The 15,348-nt window shown below is 32.4% G+C and carries 17 protein-coding genes; 6 read left to right on the top strand and 11 right to left on the bottom strand.

The annotated features are described in order from the left end of the window. Positions 1 to 28: 28 nt before the first annotated feature. From U5A88_RS08010 to U5A88_RS08000, 3 genes are read right to left on the bottom strand one after another with little or no spacing between them, the layout of a single operon-like run. The gene (locus U5A88_RS08010) at positions 29 to 379 is read right to left on the bottom strand and encodes a hypothetical protein (protein ID WP_354205359.1); all 351 of its coding nucleotides are present in this window, start codon (positions 377 to 379) and stop codon (positions 29 to 31) included. Next, a complete protein-coding gene (locus tag U5A88_RS08005; protein WP_354205357.1) occupies positions 376 to 939 on the bottom strand; it encodes an RNA polymerase sigma factor in 564 nt (187 codons plus the stop codon). The genes U5A88_RS08010 and U5A88_RS08005 overlap by 4 nt, the downstream gene beginning before the upstream one ends. Next, positions 936 to 1,262 carry a DUF6249 domain-containing protein gene (locus U5A88_RS08000; protein WP_354205355.1) on the bottom strand — a complete coding sequence of 109 codons (327 nt, stop codon included), beginning with the start codon at positions 1,260 to 1,262 and terminating at the stop codon, positions 936 to 938. Before U5A88_RS08000 ends, U5A88_RS08005 begins: the two co-directional genes overlap by 4 nt. A 221-nt stretch (positions 1,263 to 1,483) precedes the next feature. Between U5A88_RS08000 and U5A88_RS07995 the strand changes: the two genes are divergently transcribed. After that, complete coding sequence (locus U5A88_RS07995; RefSeq protein WP_354205353.1) at positions 1,484 to 2,914, top strand: serine hydrolase; 1,431 nt, start codon at positions 1,484 to 1,486, stop codon at positions 2,912 to 2,914. Between the two features lie 18 nt (positions 2,915 to 2,932). Continuing rightward, positions 2,933 to 3,754 (top strand): trypsin-like serine protease, encoded by an 822-nt coding sequence (locus U5A88_RS07990; RefSeq protein WP_354205352.1) that lies wholly within the window; start codon positions 2,933 to 2,935, stop codon positions 3,752 to 3,754. 41 nt (positions 3,755 to 3,795) lie between these two features. Here the strand turns inward: U5A88_RS07990 and uvrA are convergent, their stop codons facing one another. Next, on the bottom strand, positions 3,796 to 6,573 hold the full coding sequence (uvrA, locus tag U5A88_RS07985) for an excinuclease ABC subunit UvrA (RefSeq protein ID WP_354205350.1): 2,778 nt from the start codon (positions 6,571 to 6,573) through the stop codon (positions 3,796 to 3,798). A 264-nt stretch (positions 6,574 to 6,837) separates the two neighbouring features. On the opposite strand from uvrA, the gene U5A88_RS07980 reads away from it, so the two are divergent. Next, positions 6,838 to 7,422: an RNA polymerase sigma factor gene (locus U5A88_RS07980; protein WP_321976420.1), complete on the top strand. Its 585-nt coding sequence runs from the start codon at positions 6,838 to 6,840 to the stop codon at positions 7,420 to 7,422. A gap of 58 nt (positions 7,423 to 7,480) precedes the next feature. Then, a complete protein-coding gene (locus U5A88_RS07975; RefSeq protein ID WP_354205348.1) occupies positions 7,481 to 7,624 on the top strand; it encodes a hypothetical protein in 144 nt (47 codons plus the stop codon). A 34-nt stretch (positions 7,625 to 7,658) separates the two neighbouring features. Here the strand turns inward: U5A88_RS07975 and U5A88_RS07970 are convergent, their stop codons facing one another. Further along, a complete protein-coding gene (locus U5A88_RS07970) occupies positions 7,659 to 8,309 on the bottom strand; it encodes an endonuclease III domain-containing protein (RefSeq protein ID WP_354205346.1) in 651 nt (216 codons plus the stop codon). A 36-nt stretch (positions 8,310 to 8,345) separates the two neighbouring features. Between U5A88_RS07970 and bcp the strand changes: the two genes are divergently transcribed. After that, on the top strand, positions 8,346 to 8,798 hold the full coding sequence (gene bcp, locus U5A88_RS07965) for a thioredoxin-dependent thiol peroxidase (protein WP_354205344.1): 453 nt from the start codon (positions 8,346 to 8,348) through the stop codon (positions 8,796 to 8,798). Positions 8,799 to 8,998: 200 nt separating this feature from the next. On the opposite strand, the gene U5A88_RS07960 is transcribed toward bcp, so the two are convergent. After that, positions 8,999 to 10,456, bottom strand: a complete 1,458-nt coding sequence (locus tag U5A88_RS07960) for a TonB-dependent receptor (RefSeq protein WP_354205342.1) — start codon at positions 10,454 to 10,456, stop codon at positions 8,999 to 9,001. Between the two features lie 84 nt (positions 10,457 to 10,540). Here U5A88_RS07960 and U5A88_RS07955 point away from each other — a divergent pair, with 84 nt between their 5' ends. Continuing rightward, positions 10,541 to 11,302 carry an MBL fold metallo-hydrolase gene (locus U5A88_RS07955; RefSeq protein WP_354205341.1) on the top strand — a complete coding sequence of 254 codons (762 nt, stop codon included), beginning with the start codon at positions 10,541 to 10,543 and terminating at the stop codon, positions 11,300 to 11,302. Positions 11,303 to 11,309: 7 nt separating this feature from the next. Here the strand turns inward: U5A88_RS07955 and U5A88_RS07950 are convergent, their stop codons facing one another. From U5A88_RS07950 to U5A88_RS07930, 5 genes are all read right to left on the bottom strand, one after another. Then, positions 11,310 to 12,950 (bottom strand): phytoene desaturase family protein, encoded by a 1,641-nt coding sequence (locus U5A88_RS07950; RefSeq protein WP_354208161.1) that lies wholly within the window; start codon positions 12,948 to 12,950, stop codon positions 11,310 to 11,312. A 73-nt stretch (positions 12,951 to 13,023) separates the two neighbouring features. Continuing rightward, complete coding sequence (locus U5A88_RS07945; protein WP_354205339.1) at positions 13,024 to 13,878, bottom strand: metallophosphoesterase; 855 nt, start codon at positions 13,876 to 13,878, stop codon at positions 13,024 to 13,026. Positions 13,879 to 13,915: 37 nt separating this feature from the next. Continuing rightward, entirely contained in the window at positions 13,916 to 14,566 is a 651-nt protein-coding gene (locus U5A88_RS07940) for an alpha/beta hydrolase (protein ID WP_354205337.1), read from the bottom strand. 75 nt (positions 14,567 to 14,641) lie between these two features. Next, positions 14,642 to 14,971, bottom strand: a complete 330-nt coding sequence (locus U5A88_RS07935) for a DUF4870 domain-containing protein (RefSeq protein WP_354205335.1) — start codon at positions 14,969 to 14,971, stop codon at positions 14,642 to 14,644. A 29-nt stretch (positions 14,972 to 15,000) separates the two neighbouring features. Continuing rightward, positions 15,001 to 15,318 carry a hypothetical protein gene (locus U5A88_RS07930; RefSeq protein WP_354205333.1) on the bottom strand — a complete coding sequence of 106 codons (318 nt, stop codon included), beginning with the start codon at positions 15,316 to 15,318 and terminating at the stop codon, positions 15,001 to 15,003. Positions 15,319 to 15,348: the final 30 nt, after the last annotated feature.

The raw sequence follows: 15,348 nt of genomic DNA, 5'->3' as shown, positions 1-15,348 counted from the left end.
AGGTAAAAATAGTGAATAATTGATGTTTTTAGTTGGATAAACTCTTTCTGAATACAACAACACCAAATGTAATTTCAATATAGACCACTATTACAACCAGGGACGCAAAGAAAGTAGGGTAGAAGTTTGTTAAATTAGCTTCTCCATAGCTATTAGACGCTAATAGCTCAATATAAGTTACAATTCCATAAACGACGAAAAGTATCAAGCTTGTAAAAATTCCTATTTTGGCTTTGCGTTTGGTCTTGACTAAAATTGCTTTATAATCTTTTTGACTATTTATTTTATTCATGATGTTGTCTTCTAGATTAACATCAATGCCTTTCAATTCGTCAGTATTCAATAATAGCTTCTTAATGTTCTTTTCTGTTGTATTCATTTTGTAAAATTATTATGTTCAATTGATAAGGCAAGAAAGCTTTTTCTTGCTCTATGAAGCAATACTTTTATGTTTGATTTTGTAAAACCAGTAATTTTTTCTATTTCTATAATTGATTCTTCATGTAAATAGTGTAATTTCAATAGCAGAGCTTCTTTGGGCTTCATTAAATTCATCGTTTTCTGAATTTCCATTTTCTTATCATTAAGTTCGAAATCACTTACGGCTTCATTGAATCTACTTGAATAATCAATGGGGTCATCCATAAAGGTAATAAATTGTTGAGACCTTTTATTCTTTTTCAAAAATTTTAAAGCCTCATTCACAACTATTTTATAAAGCCAAGTAGAAAATTTAGCATCTGACCTATAAGTACCTAGTCCTTTATAAGCTCTTATAAATGAATTTTGAACCACATCATTGGCATTGAATTCATTTTTAACCATAGATATTGCTATGGAGAATGCCATTCCTTGATAGGTCTTAATAAAATATCGAAAGGCATCTTTATCTCCTGAAAGTATTTTATCTATGTGGACTTTGTCCGATTCAGAAATCAATTGCTCTTCTTTTTATTTACATGGTAAGAAATAAGAAACCCAATGCCACCAAAAAATAATAGAAATCCTGGAATAGTTACATAATCAGGGATATTGGTGTTGGCAGAAAATAGATAGGATACAAAAATTCCTGCTGTTAAAGAAAAAAAGAGAATTGCTAAATTCAAAAGGATATTACCTGAATCTTTAAAATCCTTATCTATCATACCACTTTCTATTTTCGCCATGCGTTCTATGTGCTTAGTTTTAATAAGATAATAAATGGTAAAAGCCGCTGCGGCAAGTAATGCTGTGATTACTATTCCTGGTCCTAGTGTGTTCATATTTTTTATTTTAAGTTTAAATTATTACAAATAGGATACGCCCACTTCATAAAAGGTTACAGAATTTCCAAAAAAATAAAAATTTAATTATTTGTAACCTTTTCAAACTTTGAAGTATCACATTAACAAATTGAAAAATAATATTCAGTTATAATCTCAAATTTATTAAAAGTGCACAAATAAATTGGAAAACATCAAATTAACTTTAAAAATCATTAATCATGAAAAATACACTTCTTATAATTTTAATACTAATAGTAACTAGTTGTAAGCTAAATCAAAATAACTTGGTAAACAATGAAGTTACGGAAATTGAAAAAAAGCTTTTAGAAATATCGAATAACGATGGTTATAGTGGCACGGTTCTCATTGCAAAGGATAACAAAATACTATTTCAAAAAGCATATGGATATGCAAACTTGGCTCATAAAGTTCCGAATAAAATGGAAACCAAATTTGGTATCGCCTCTATGAGTAAGATGTTTACTGCAGTTGCTATAATGCAATTAAAAGAACAAGACAAATTAAATTTGGATGATACCGTGGGTAAAATACTTCCAAATTATCCTAATAAAACGGTGAGAGATAGTGTCACGATTCATCAACTATTAACTCATACCTCCGGCTTATCAGATTTTTTTAATGACGAGTTTGAGTTTAAAGCGAAGCACACGGTAAGGTCATTAAAGGATTATTTTGATTTTTTTAAGGATGATTCCATATTGTTTACTCCGGGGAGTCAATTTAGTTATAGTAATGCTGGTTATGTTGTGCTTGGTTTGATAATAGAAGAACTATCTGACAAAGACTATTATAATTATGTTAGAGAGCATATTTTCGTTCCAACTAATATGAATGACACAGATAACTATGAGACTGATTCATCTATAGATAACCTCGCAGAAGGATATATTAAAAAAGGCGAAAACAATGTCTGGAAAACGAGTACTTATATGAAAGGAGCGAAGGGAAGTTCTGCTGGTGGTGGATATACAACCGCTAATGATTTGTTTAATTTTTCAATAGCTCTAAAAAACAATACACTTATTTCAGAAGAGAGCTTTGCTTTAATGACCTCAAGTGATTATGGTAATAATTATGGTTATGGATTTGGTCTTAATAATTTTAATGATACTGAAGTCTATGGCCATAACGGAGGTGCACATGGCGTGTCTGCAGAATTAGATGTCTATAAAGATAAAGGTTATACTGTGGTAACCTTATCTAATAGAAGTGCATTAAACGGTTGGGTTGAGGTTAGGAGTTTTATAAGAAAAACCTTAGCCGGTGCCACCTCAGAAACGGATATGTATTTGAACTCTGAAGAATTAGTATCCATTTACAAAACGCAAGGATATGATGCCGCATTAACTAAATCTGAAAGTTTACAGGACAAACTTTCGGAGCGATATATTATGGACGCTGCATCTAAATACAGAGATGCTAAAGATCATAATAAAGCTATTGATTTATTAAAAATAGTAGTAGCTAGATTTCCGGAATCTTTCTTCGGTTTCAGTATTCTTGCGGATACTTATTTGGATAAAGGGAATAAAGAACTTGCCATAGAAAATTATAAAAAAAGCTTGAAGTTGGAACCAAAAAATACTTGGGCTATAGAAAAACTTGAAACATTAGAAAACGATTTATAACAAAACAAAAATATAAAAATGAAAAAAGTAAACATTCTATTAATAGTTACAGTTAGTTTAATACTACTTAGTTTTAGTACTTCAAATTTTATGGGAATTATCAGACATGATGTCGCTATTGAAAAATATAGAGAAGTTGGTAATCGTGATGAGTTTGATTGTGTTGGTCGATATTCTGAATCTGAAGAAAGTAATGACTACGCAGTAGGTGTATTAATAGCCCCAAAATGGGTGTTAACCGCAGCACACTTCGTGCAGGACTCTTCTGTATGGAAATTTGGTGACCATTTTTATGAAACAAAAAGAATATTTAGGCACCCAGAATTAAAACCAGATGCTCAAGAAACCCAATGGATAGGGTGTGATATGGCCTTGATAGAACTTGAAAACCCCGTTTTGGACATAAAACCGGCAATTCGATATTACGGAGATAAAGAGTTGGGACAAACAATTACTAAAGTTGGATATGGATTTATTGGTAATGGAAAAGTAGGTATGGACAATCCCAGAAAACAAGAAAAACTAGGTGGACAAAATGTGGTTGATGCAATTGGCGGTTCTTTTGAAAATAGAGAATTCACTACTAGTGTTATGGTATGCGATTTTGATAACCCTGAGAATAATGAGTTCAATCATTTTGGTTCTCCTATTCCCCTTGATCTGGAAATTGGAGGGTCAAAAGGAGACAGTGGTGGTGGCGTATTTATGGAAGATAATGGTGAATTTGTTCTAGTCGGTATAGTTTCTGGGGCATTGAACAGAGAGATTAAATATACTGCGGTTATGGCACTTGCTAGGGTTTCAAAGGCTAATGCCTGGATTGATTCGGTTATTTACTAATAGATATAAATAAAGAAAAGCTGAATTAAAATTCTAGAATTTTAATTCAGCTTTTCTTTTAAATAATAAGCCGTATAAGATTCCTTAACTTTTACCAAATCCTCGGGCAAGCCTTGAAACAACAAATTACCACCCGTTTTTCCGCCATCTTTGCCAAGGTCAATAATATAGTCGGCACACTTTATTAAGTCTATATTATGTTCAATAACCACAATAGTATGTCCTTTTTCGATTAGGGCATTAAAAGAGGCCAACAGTTTTTTAATATCATGAAAGTGCAAACCTGTAGTAGGTTCATCAAAGATAAAAAGTACTTTGTCTTTTGTCGTCCCTTTTACTAAGAACGAAGCTAGTTTTATCCGTTGTGCCTCACCGCCCGAAAGGGTAGAAGAAGCTTGTCCCAATTGTACATAGCCCAACCCAACGTCTTGTAACGGTTTTAATTTGGTAACTATCTTTTTTTGTTCATACTGTTTAAAAAATGCAGTGGCTTCATCAATGGTCATTTCCAATACATCAGCAATGGATTTGTTTTCAAAGTTTACTTCTAAAATTTCTTTTTTAAAACGTTTGCCTTTACAGGTTTCGCATGGTAAATGTACATCAGCCATAAATTGCATACCTATGGTTACTTCGCCTTCACCTTTACAGGTTTCACATCTGCCACCATCCACATTAAAGGAAAAATGTTTGGCCTTATAGCCTCTTATTTTTGATAATTTTTGCTTAGTAAATAATGCTCTAATATCATCATATACCTTAATATAGGTAACAGGATTAGACCGACTTGATCGTCCAATAGGGTTCTGATCGATAAATTCTACACTTTTTACGGTAGAAAAATTGCCTTCTATGCTTGTAAACTGTCCGGGCTTTTCACCATAATTGAACAATTTTTTCTGTAAGGCGGGATAGAGTATGTTTTTTATCAATGTACTTTTACCACTACCAGAAACACCTGTAACCATAGTTAAGGTGTTTAAAGGGAATTCAACATCAATGTTCTTTAAATTATGTTCCCTTGCACCAATAACTTTTATAAAATCCGTAACTTTTCTTCGTTCTTTAGGAACTTCAATTTTTAATTTCCCAGAAAGGTAACTTGCCGTTAAGGTATCCGAGTTTAAGATTTCTTGATAAGTACCCTGAGCTACTAATTCGCCACCAAAAGTACCCGCTTCAGGGCCGATATCAATAATATGGTCTGCCGCTTTCATAATATCTTCGTCATGCTCTACCACAATAACGGTATTGCCTAGGTCACGTAACCCTTTCAAAACTTTGATCAGACGTTCGGTATCTTTGGAATGTAAGCCAATACTAGGTTCATCCAAAATATACATAGAACCTACTAAACTGCTACCTAATGAAGTGGCTAAGTTAATACGTTGACTCTCTCCACCAGAAAGGGTATTTGATGCCCGGTTTAAACTTAGGTAGTTTAGCCCTACATCCGATAAAAATTGTAATCGATTATTAATTTCTTTTAACAAACGTTTGGCTATTTTTTGATCGTGTTCGGAGAGTTTTAAATCTTTAAAGAAATCCAATACTTCATTAATTGGTAAGTTTACTAGATCCATTATGGTTGTATTGTCAATTTTTATATAAGACGTTTCTTCACGCAACCTTTTGCCATTGCATGTAGTACATTTTGTTTTACCACGATATCGCGAAAGCATTACACGATATTGGATTTTATAGGTTTTTTCTTCTATATGTTTAAAGAAAGTATTGAGCCCGTGAAAATATTTATTGCCGTCCCAAAGCAATTGTTTTTGGTCTTCGGTCAATTCAAAATAAGGCTTATGAATCGGAAAATCAAACTTATAAGCATTATCGATTAAGGCTTCCTTGTATTCCAAAAACGAATCCGTTCGCCACGGAACTATGGCATCTTCATAAATGGATAAGGCTGTATTGGGTATTACCAAATCTGCATCAATACCAATAACATTTCCATAGCCTTCGCAAGTTGGGCAAGCACCGTAAGGATTGTTAAAGCTGAACAAATGGGTATTGGGTTCTAAAAAGGAAAGCCCGTCCAATTCAAACTTATTGTTAAAAAGGTGTTGTTTATGGTTAGATAAATCTTCAATAATACATTCTCCTTTGCCTTCAAAAAAAGCGGTTTCAATGGCATCGCCCAAGCGGTTGTAAAAATCCTCATCGTCTTTTACTATAATTCTGTCTACTACTAGTTGAAATTCTTTTTGATTTTTTGGTTTAAAATCATTAATCCTCACCACTTCATTATCAACTTTTATTCTGGCATATCCTTGCTGTTCCAGAATTTGCAATACCTTTTTTAAGGTTCTGCCCTTTTCTATATATATAGGTGCAAGTAATAACAGTTTGCTCCCTTCACTATACTTTTTTACATGGTCAATAACATCGGTTACTGTATTTTTCTTGACTTCATTACCTGAAATGGGCGAAAAAGTTCTGCCAATTCTAGCATACAATAGTTTTAGATAATCGTAAATTTCGGTAGATGTACCTACTGTTGAACGCGGATTTGTACTATTTACCTTTTGTTCTATGGCAATAGCTGGAGCTATACCTTTAATATATTCAACTTTTGGTTTGTTCAGTTTGCCCAAAAATTGTCTTGCATACGATGATAAACTTTCTACATATCTGCGTTGCCCTTCTGCATACAATGTGTCAAATGCCAAGCTCGATTTTCCGGATCCGGACAAACCAGTAATTACTACTAATTTATTTCTTGGAATGGCCACATTTACATCTTTTAAGTTGTGTAATGCAGCTTTTTTTATAATTATTTGCTCTTTTGGATCTAAGTTATCTATCTTCACGGAAGCCCTTTAAAATATGAAATAGCGACAAAGATAGTGACTTATTTTTGTAAAAAAAATATAGTGCGTTGTAAAATATTTTTAAAAAAAGTTTGTTTTATTAAAAAGTTTGTCATTATATTTGCCCCGTTCACTTTGATTATTTGAACACATTAATAACAGGAACTAGTTTCCCCTTAACTAAAAAATAACGCGTATAGTATAGTTCTACTTTTTAAATTTAATTAACGAAGTCTCATAGCTTCATTAACCAAAAAGGGAATTATGCAAAAACAAAAGTTAGATGATAGCGTCTTAGTAAGGAACTACATTAATGGAAGTGAAAGGTCATTAGAAATTTTAGTTGGTCGTCACAAACAAAAAATCTACAGTTTTATTTATTCAAAAGTATTAGATAGAGATATCGCAGAAGATATTTTTCAAGATGCTTTTATCAAAGTAATCAGAACTTTAAAATTAGGTAACTATAACGAGGAAGGTAAATTTTTACCTTGGGTAATGCGTATTTCGCACAATTTGGTTATTGACCATTTTAGAAAAAGCAATAGAATGCCTTCATTCAAAAATACTGAAGAATTCGATATTTTTTCTGTTTTAAGCGATTCTTCGCTAAATGCTGAGAAAGAAATTATCAAAAATCAGATACATTTTGATGTAAGACGGATAATTGAAGAGCTACCTGAAGATCAAAAAGAAGTTTTAATTATGCGTATTTACAGAGATATGAGTTTTAAGGAAATCTCTGAAAACACTGGGGTTAGCATCAATACTGCCTTAGGTAGAATGCGTTACGCTTTGATTAATTTGAGGAAAATTATTGAAAAAAATAAAATAGTTTTAACTAATTAACAATAATGTAAATTTTTCTTCGTTATATACTCAACCCTAACACTTAATTTTAGTATATATGAAGAAAATTTACACTGAAGAATTGCTGAATAAGCAATTCGCCCCCAAAGAAAGTACAATCTCATTTATTTTAAATTACTCCAAATCTGTTGAAGTAGTTAAAAATGAGGAAGACAAAAAGATTTTGTTTAATTTGAATTAAAAGAAAAGGCTTGTAAGAAATTGCAAGCCTTTTTTTATTTTTTGTAGTAGGCATTAAGAACACTTTTTCTGCCTATTTTTTTTGTTATAATATCTTTTTCTAAATCCCACCCTCTTGCTGGCGAGTATTCTCTACCATAATATATAATTTGTAAGTGCAATGTATTCCACAATTCTTTCGGAAACAGTCTTTTTGCATCTTTTTCTGTTTGTACTACATTTTTCCCAGAACTTAAATTCCATCTGTACATTAATCTATGGATATGTGTATCTACCGGGAAAGATGGGGTATTAAATGCTTGACTCATTACTACTGAAGCTGTTTTATGTCCAACAGCAGGTAGTGCTTCTAAATCTTCAAAATTTTGAGGAACTTCTCCGTTATGTTTGTCGATTAATATATGTGATAGACCATATATACCTTTTGATTTCATCGGCGAAAGTCCTACGGGTTTTATAATTTCCCTGATTTCATCTACACTTAATTTAATCATATCATAGGGATTGTCAGCTTTTTCAAATAGCAGTGGAGTAATGGTATTTACCCTATTATCAGTGCTTTGGGCAGAAAGTAGCACAGAAATTAATAATGTATATGGATCTTTGTGCGTTAAGGGTATCGGTGGATTTGGATATAATTCTTCCAATGTTTTTATCACAAAAGCCACACTTTCTTTTTTCGTCATTTTTTGATTAGATTTGTTCAAACAAAAATAATAATAATGACGACATTAAAAATAGGGGAGAGAGCACCTGATTTTAAAGCTACTGACCACGAAGGAGAAACCAGAAATTTAGAGGATTACTCAGGAAATAAACTGATACTATTTTTTTACCCACGTGCTAGTACGCCTGGTTGTACCGCCGAGGTCTGTAACTTACGTGATAATTATTCAAACTTAAAAGAAAAGGGTTTTGCTTTATTGGGTGTTAGTGCAGATACCGAAAGAAAACAAGGAAACTTTGTTACTAAAAATTCATTGCCTTTTCCGTTGTTAGCTGATGTAGATAAAGAAGTAATTAATGCTTATAAAGTTTGGGGGCCTAAAAAATTTATGGGAAGAGAATTTGATGGAATATATAGGACTACTTTTGTTATTGACGAAAAAGGAATAATAGAAAATATAATTACCAAAGTTAAAACCAAGGATCACGCAGCCCAAATTTTAAGCTAAAAACCAACAAAAATGAACCGAAAAATTAAAATGAATAGAAACAAAAAGCAGCTTGCAAAGCTCGCTATTTTGATATTTTCGATAATAATAATCCTTTTATTTTTGAATTTTATTTACGAAAGTTTTTTTAATAATAATATTTAATAAATGGTTAGATTCATTGATTTTTTTAGCCAAACGAGAAGAAAGAGATTGTTTTTCTAGTTATTATGTTTAGCAAATTTTCTGCTAGAATAACCAAATAAACGGTGATCTTTAATCAAATCTGCTACAACATCGGGAATCATATCTTCCCAACCTTCTTTACCGTCTGCAATCATTTGTAAAACATCTCTTGAGAAAATATCCAATATATCAGGGTTAAAGTTCTTGATATCTAACATTTTACCATTGTATTTAAAGAATTTGTATAATTCTTTCATACGTGGATGTACTTTAAGTGTCTCGCTGGTAATGAACTCACCTGTATCAGGATCTTTTAAAGGGTATAGATATACTTTTAAATCTTTAAAGAATAATTTACCAAAGGCTTCGAGAATTCCACCACTTAAATGACGATAGTATTTTTCATCAAAAATCTGAACTAAATTGTACACACCCATTGCCAATGCCATTCTTGCTTTGGTAAACTGAGCAAAATATTCAACTAATTTATAATATTCTTGAAAATTGGTAATCATTACATTCTGACCCAAAGAACAAAGCAATTCGGCTCTATCTAAAAAATCACGTTCATTTATTTCACCTTCAGCTCTTAGATTTGCCAAGGTAATTTCGAATATGATTTTAGCATTCTCTTCAGATACGGTTTTTTCGTCCAAGAACATTTCTTGAGCATTCTTAAACATATCCATATTCACTTTGGTAACTGGTCTAAAGCTACCACGTAATGCTAAAATATTTTTTTTGTATAAAACTTGAGCAGGTAATAAATTATTTCCGTCAGGGCCAAACATTACGGCATCTGTCATTCCATTTTTCACCAATTGTAAACTCATCAATCTATTATCCACGTACATAAAACGTGGTCCAGAAAAATTGATCATGTCTATTTCAATTTGGTCTTTATCCAAATGATCATAGAAAGATTTTAACAATTCCTTTGGTCTGTCATTCATATAAAATGCTCCGTAAATAAGATTTACACCTAATATACCAAGGGTTTCTTGTTGTAAACGAGCATCAGTTTGCTTAAAGCGTATGTGTAGTACTATTTCATTATAATCTTCAAGAGGATCTAACTGAAATTTTATACCAACCCATCCATGACCTTTAAATTTTTTGGCAAAATCTATGGTAGCAACTGTATTGGCATAAGAAAAGAATAATTTTTCAGGATGCTTAGACCTACTTAATCTATCTTCCATTAACTCAATTTCGTGAGTTAACATTCTTTTTAAGCGAGGTTGAGTTACATATCTATTATCATGTTCAATACCATAAATGGCATCGGAGAAATCTTTGTCATAAGCAGACATAGCTTTTGCTATAGTTCCGGAAGCACCACCAGCTCTGAAGAAATTACGTACAGTTTCTTGTCCCGCACCTATTTCAGCAAACGTTCCGTAAATATTATCGTTAAGATTTATCTTTAAAGATTTCCTTTTTATGGAAGGGATATTAGCAATTTCTTTATCACCTTTTAAAGTAACTGACATTTCTAGCTATTTAGTTTTACAAATGTAACAACTATACGTTAAATTTGTTAAATTTTAAACGTTATTTTTGTAAAAAGATTTGATATGAACGTTACTTTTTTAGGTACTGGCACTTCACAGGGAATACCGATAATAGGGAGTAATCATCCAGTTTGTTTGTCAGATGACCCAAAAGATAAAAGGTTGCGTAGCTCTATAATGATTGAATGGGATGAATATCGTTATGTGATTGATTGCGGCCCAGATTTTAGACAGCAAATGTTAAGAGAGCAGGTTGATAGCATTGATGGAATTGTATTTACGCATGAGCATGCCGACCATACTGCAGGATTAGACGATATTAGGGCATTTTCACATAAAATGGGAGATGTACCACTTTACGTACCCGAAAGGATAATTGGTAATTTAGAGCAACGTTTTTATTATATTTTCACAAAAGTAAATCGATATCCTGGTGCACCAAGTGCTGGTATTCAAGTTGTTGATAATAAGGAATTTATATTAGCTAACAAAAAAATAGTCCCTATTGAATTTTTACATGGAAAACTACCCATATTTGGTTATAGGATAGATAACTTTGCATATCTAACCGATCTTAAATCGATTTCAGATGCAGAAAAGAATAAGCTTAAAAAATTAGACGTTTTGGTAGTTAATGCTTTGAGAACTGAACCGCATCCAACACATTTGAATTTAGAAGATGCTCTTAATTTTATTGAAGAGTTGCAACCAAAAAAGGCATATTTAACGCATATAAGTCACAAATTGGGTTTTCATTCTGAAGTTGAAAAGCAATTGCCAGAAAATGTGTTTTTAGCTTATGATGGATTGAGATTAAATGTATAATATAGGATTACTGTTGTTTTGCTTCTTGCCTCGCTTTTTTCACCTCAATTTTCTTTTGCATCCATTCAGGGTAATGGGTATCGTCTTCTGCTTCGTATATTCTTAGGTTTTGGTTTTCATTAGTTTTTAATAAATCTTCCTGTTGGCATCCGAGAATTTTAGCAGCAGTTTCAACACCTGAATAACTGGCACCAGCCACACCATGAGATAAAACACTGGCACCACATAAATAAAGGTTTTCAATTTCAGTTTCTGACTTATAGGCAAAAGGACCAATTTGCTTGAAACTTTTTTCCGTACCATAAACACTTCCTTTTGTAGTGTTTATATAATACTCATTAGTTAAAGGAGTACCTAAATCTTTATGTACAATATTTTCAGAAATGCCAGGGGCTACTCTCACTAAACTATTTATTATTTTTTCTGTTAACCGTTCTTTAAATGCTAGATATTTAGTTGATCTTTCATGGTTTTTTTCATTCTTAAATTGATCAAATGCTTTATGGTTAATATAAGTAATAGCTTCAATAGTATGGTAACGACCATCAAAACTTGCTGGGTCTTTTAGGGTAGTACAACTAATAAAAAGGCCAGGAAATTCATCACCTTCTAAAATATCAACTTTTTGCATTTCTTCATACAAATCATCCATATCTCTATTGGGCAATAACCAGATATTTCCAGAATCCAAACCTGCTTTTTTCACGTCCATGTCAACGGTCAAAAACAACATCAAAGAAGTACAGGAATATTTGGTTTTGTTCAGCTTTTTTAAAAGTTTGGTACTTATATTTTCTTTGCCTACTAAGTTGAAAAATGTAATTTCCGGATCGGCATTGGAAATAACCCTGTCCGCAAACAGTTGTGTTCCGTTTTCTAGCTCAACACCAATCGCCTTTTTCTTTTTAGTTCCTGTAAGGAGAATAGATTTTACGCTTTGTTTTGTTTTAACTTGACTCCCATATTTTTTAATACTATTGGTCATAGCTTTGACAATGGAACCACCACCACCCATAGGATAATAACCACCATTAAAATAATGACCCATAACGGCACAATGTAATGGAAAGGGTGCTTTTGATGGTGGTAAACCATGATCGCCGTATTGAATGTTCAATATTTTTTGTAATAGCGGATTTTTAATGTGCCAATTTATTACTCTTTTTAGGCTAAAAAGAGCATATTTTCCCATATGTCTGGTTCTGTACGGTACAGTTAAATGTTGCCAAAAACCTTTGAGTTTTGGGATAAGTTGTAGTTCTGTAGTTACTTTTTCAACTAAAGTCAAATACTTATGTATTTGCTTCTTTTCTTCTGGAAATTTTTGTGAGAGTAAATTTTTAAACTCTTCAAGGCTTGAGGGATAATCAAATCGTTCATCACCAATCCAGCAGTGCTCAAAACCTTTTGGGTTCATTCTGAAAAAAACCAGATCATTGGCAATGCCAAGGCCTTCGTAAAGTTCACGGGTTGATTCTCCTTCACCTAACAAGCCCACATAATGTACCCCAGGCGTAAAGCGGTATCCGTTAAGGTAAAAACTATGACACCAACCCCCGGGAACATCATGTTGTTCTAACACCAAAACTTTTTGTCCTGTTCTGGCCAAACAAATTGCAGCAGAAAGTCCACCAACACCTGAACCTATAATGATAGTGTCGAATTTAGAATTGGTGAGATTTTTCAGCTTGTGTTTTTAATTAAATGAATAATGAGTTCTACTAATCTAAAAAATTATTGTCAAATGAAAAAGGATTTTCTAAATCTGGGGTTATGGTGACCTTAAGTGCATCAACACCACCATTAATTTGAATACGAGTAATATTTTTTTCTGGCCAAGGTTTATTATTAATCCAAAAATGTCCATCTCCGTTTATAATTAATGTTGGTTTATTAAAATCTGCTGCTGCTGCTCTGAATAAATCCGTAAAAGGCTCAAACTTTTTTTGACCAGTTTCCACCATATTGGCATGCGAAAATAGTACTGCGGCATCAATAGTATTTTTATGAGTTCCTAGTAATTGTTTTACCCAGTTGCCATTATCCGTTAAGCGTGTTTGCCATTCGTCTTCATCATGTACTGAACTTCCAACAATATTCAATCCTATAAACAGCACTTTATCTTGAATCCAGTTGAAATTTTCCAATCTGTTTGGTTGGTTTATCACGGTATGAGTAAAATTCCAATTCTTATTGAATTGTAAAAAATAAGTATTCCAAAAGCCTAAGGCTTGATTTGGATTATCACAATCGTTATATTCGTTGTCACCTAAAATTATAAATGTAGGTTTTGTAAACTTTTTTAAAATTGTACTGACATCTATAAAGACATCTTCATTGCAAGGATCTGCTCCTTTTTTTATATCACCAACATGAACCACAAACTCAGAAGCATCTTGAGCATTATGTTTTTCAACTAAATTGATAAGTCCATCACGCTGAGTATCACCGTAAGGTACATCTCCAATTACGGTAAAGGTGATGGTCTTTGCTTCTGGATTTTCAATTACATCTTCTGATTTTTTACAGGATGTTATTGACAAGGTTAAGAATAGTAATATGGCTAATTTTTTCATCTCAATTTACATAGGTTACTAAAATAAGCATAAAAAATTAGATTCTGTTTTCAATCCATTGTTTTAAGCTTAAAAAATTTTGAGGAGCCACGCCATGACCCACTTGATATTCCTCATAGCTATTTTTTATACCTAAGGTATCTAAAAAAGGTTTGGTTTTTCTTGCCCATTCTACTGGAATAACCTGATCTACCGTTCCATGAGAACTGTAAACTTCTAAATTTTTATAGTTTACCGCGTCTAAATTTTTAGGAAGTAATTCACTATTAACATAACCGCTTAAACCTACAACATATTGCACTTTTTCAGGATAACTTAATGCAACAGAGTAGCTTAATATTGTACCTTGACTGAAGCCCAATAAAAATACTTTTTTTTGGTCAACTTCATAATTCTCTAGAATCTCATCAATAAACGTACTAATTATCTCTCTTGATTTTAGAGCTTCAGCGGTATCGGAAAATTTGCCATCCGTAGTATCAAAATGAATAGTGTACCAAGCATGACCATCATATGCCATAGCTAATGGAGCTCTAGCACTTATAATTAATAAATTGTCTGGCAACTCATTGGCAAACGAGAATAAGTCTTGCTCGTTACTTCCATAGCCATGTAGCATAATCAATAAGGGTGGTTTCTCAATATTAATTTTAGGTTGTCTGACTAAATATTCTAAGGATAAATTCATAAACTTTAACTTATTTGTATAAAAAAACCATCCCGAGTATTCGGGATGGTTCAAAAATATTAATTTTAATTTGGTTTATCCAATACCTTTAAACCATTCTTCGAATTGATCTCCTAAAACAGGCACTTTTGATAATTTGCCTTGAGATGCACCAATTACACCCATAACCATAAGTATTAAAGGTAAGAATCCTATTAAATATCCAATACTACCCAAAGGTAAAAACCTTAAAATTATATTTAAAGCTATACCTATTAAAATAATGCCAAGCATTTGTCTAATATGAAATGATGCGAATGCATTTTTCTTGTCATTGTTCATTACAAAAGCTATAATTGTACCTATAAACGTAATATAGGCTATTATTGCCATTGTTTTACCTTCATCGATTGTGTTTTGTTCCATTTTCTTACTTTAAATAAATAAATAATTAATTAGCCCCCTATAGTTCCTATAACTGGCAGTGGTTGTGTTTTGCCACCAGCTGCATTCATAATACCTAAGATTACAAAAATCCAAGTAATGTAACCTAGATAACCGATAGCAGCAACTTGAGTTACCATAATTAAAACAAATGATACTAGCCATAGTGCTAGTCCAAAGAAAAATACTTTCCATCCTTGTTTAATATGAAATGCAGCAAACGCATTGTTCTTATCTTTGTTCATAAACCAGGCAATGATAGTGCCTATTACAGTAATATAAGCAATAATTGCCATTGTTTTACCTTCGTCGATTGTGTTTTGTTCCATAATTTTTAGTTTTAGTTAATTGGTTGTAAA

The sequence above is a fragment of the Aureibaculum sp. 2308TA14-22 genome (assembly GCF_040538665.1).
GTDB lineage: Bacteria > Bacteroidota > Bacteroidia > Flavobacteriales > Flavobacteriaceae > Aureibaculum.
The sequence above is the reverse complement of the archived record's forward strand: the minus strand, read 5'-3'. Positions and strand labels throughout refer to the sequence as shown.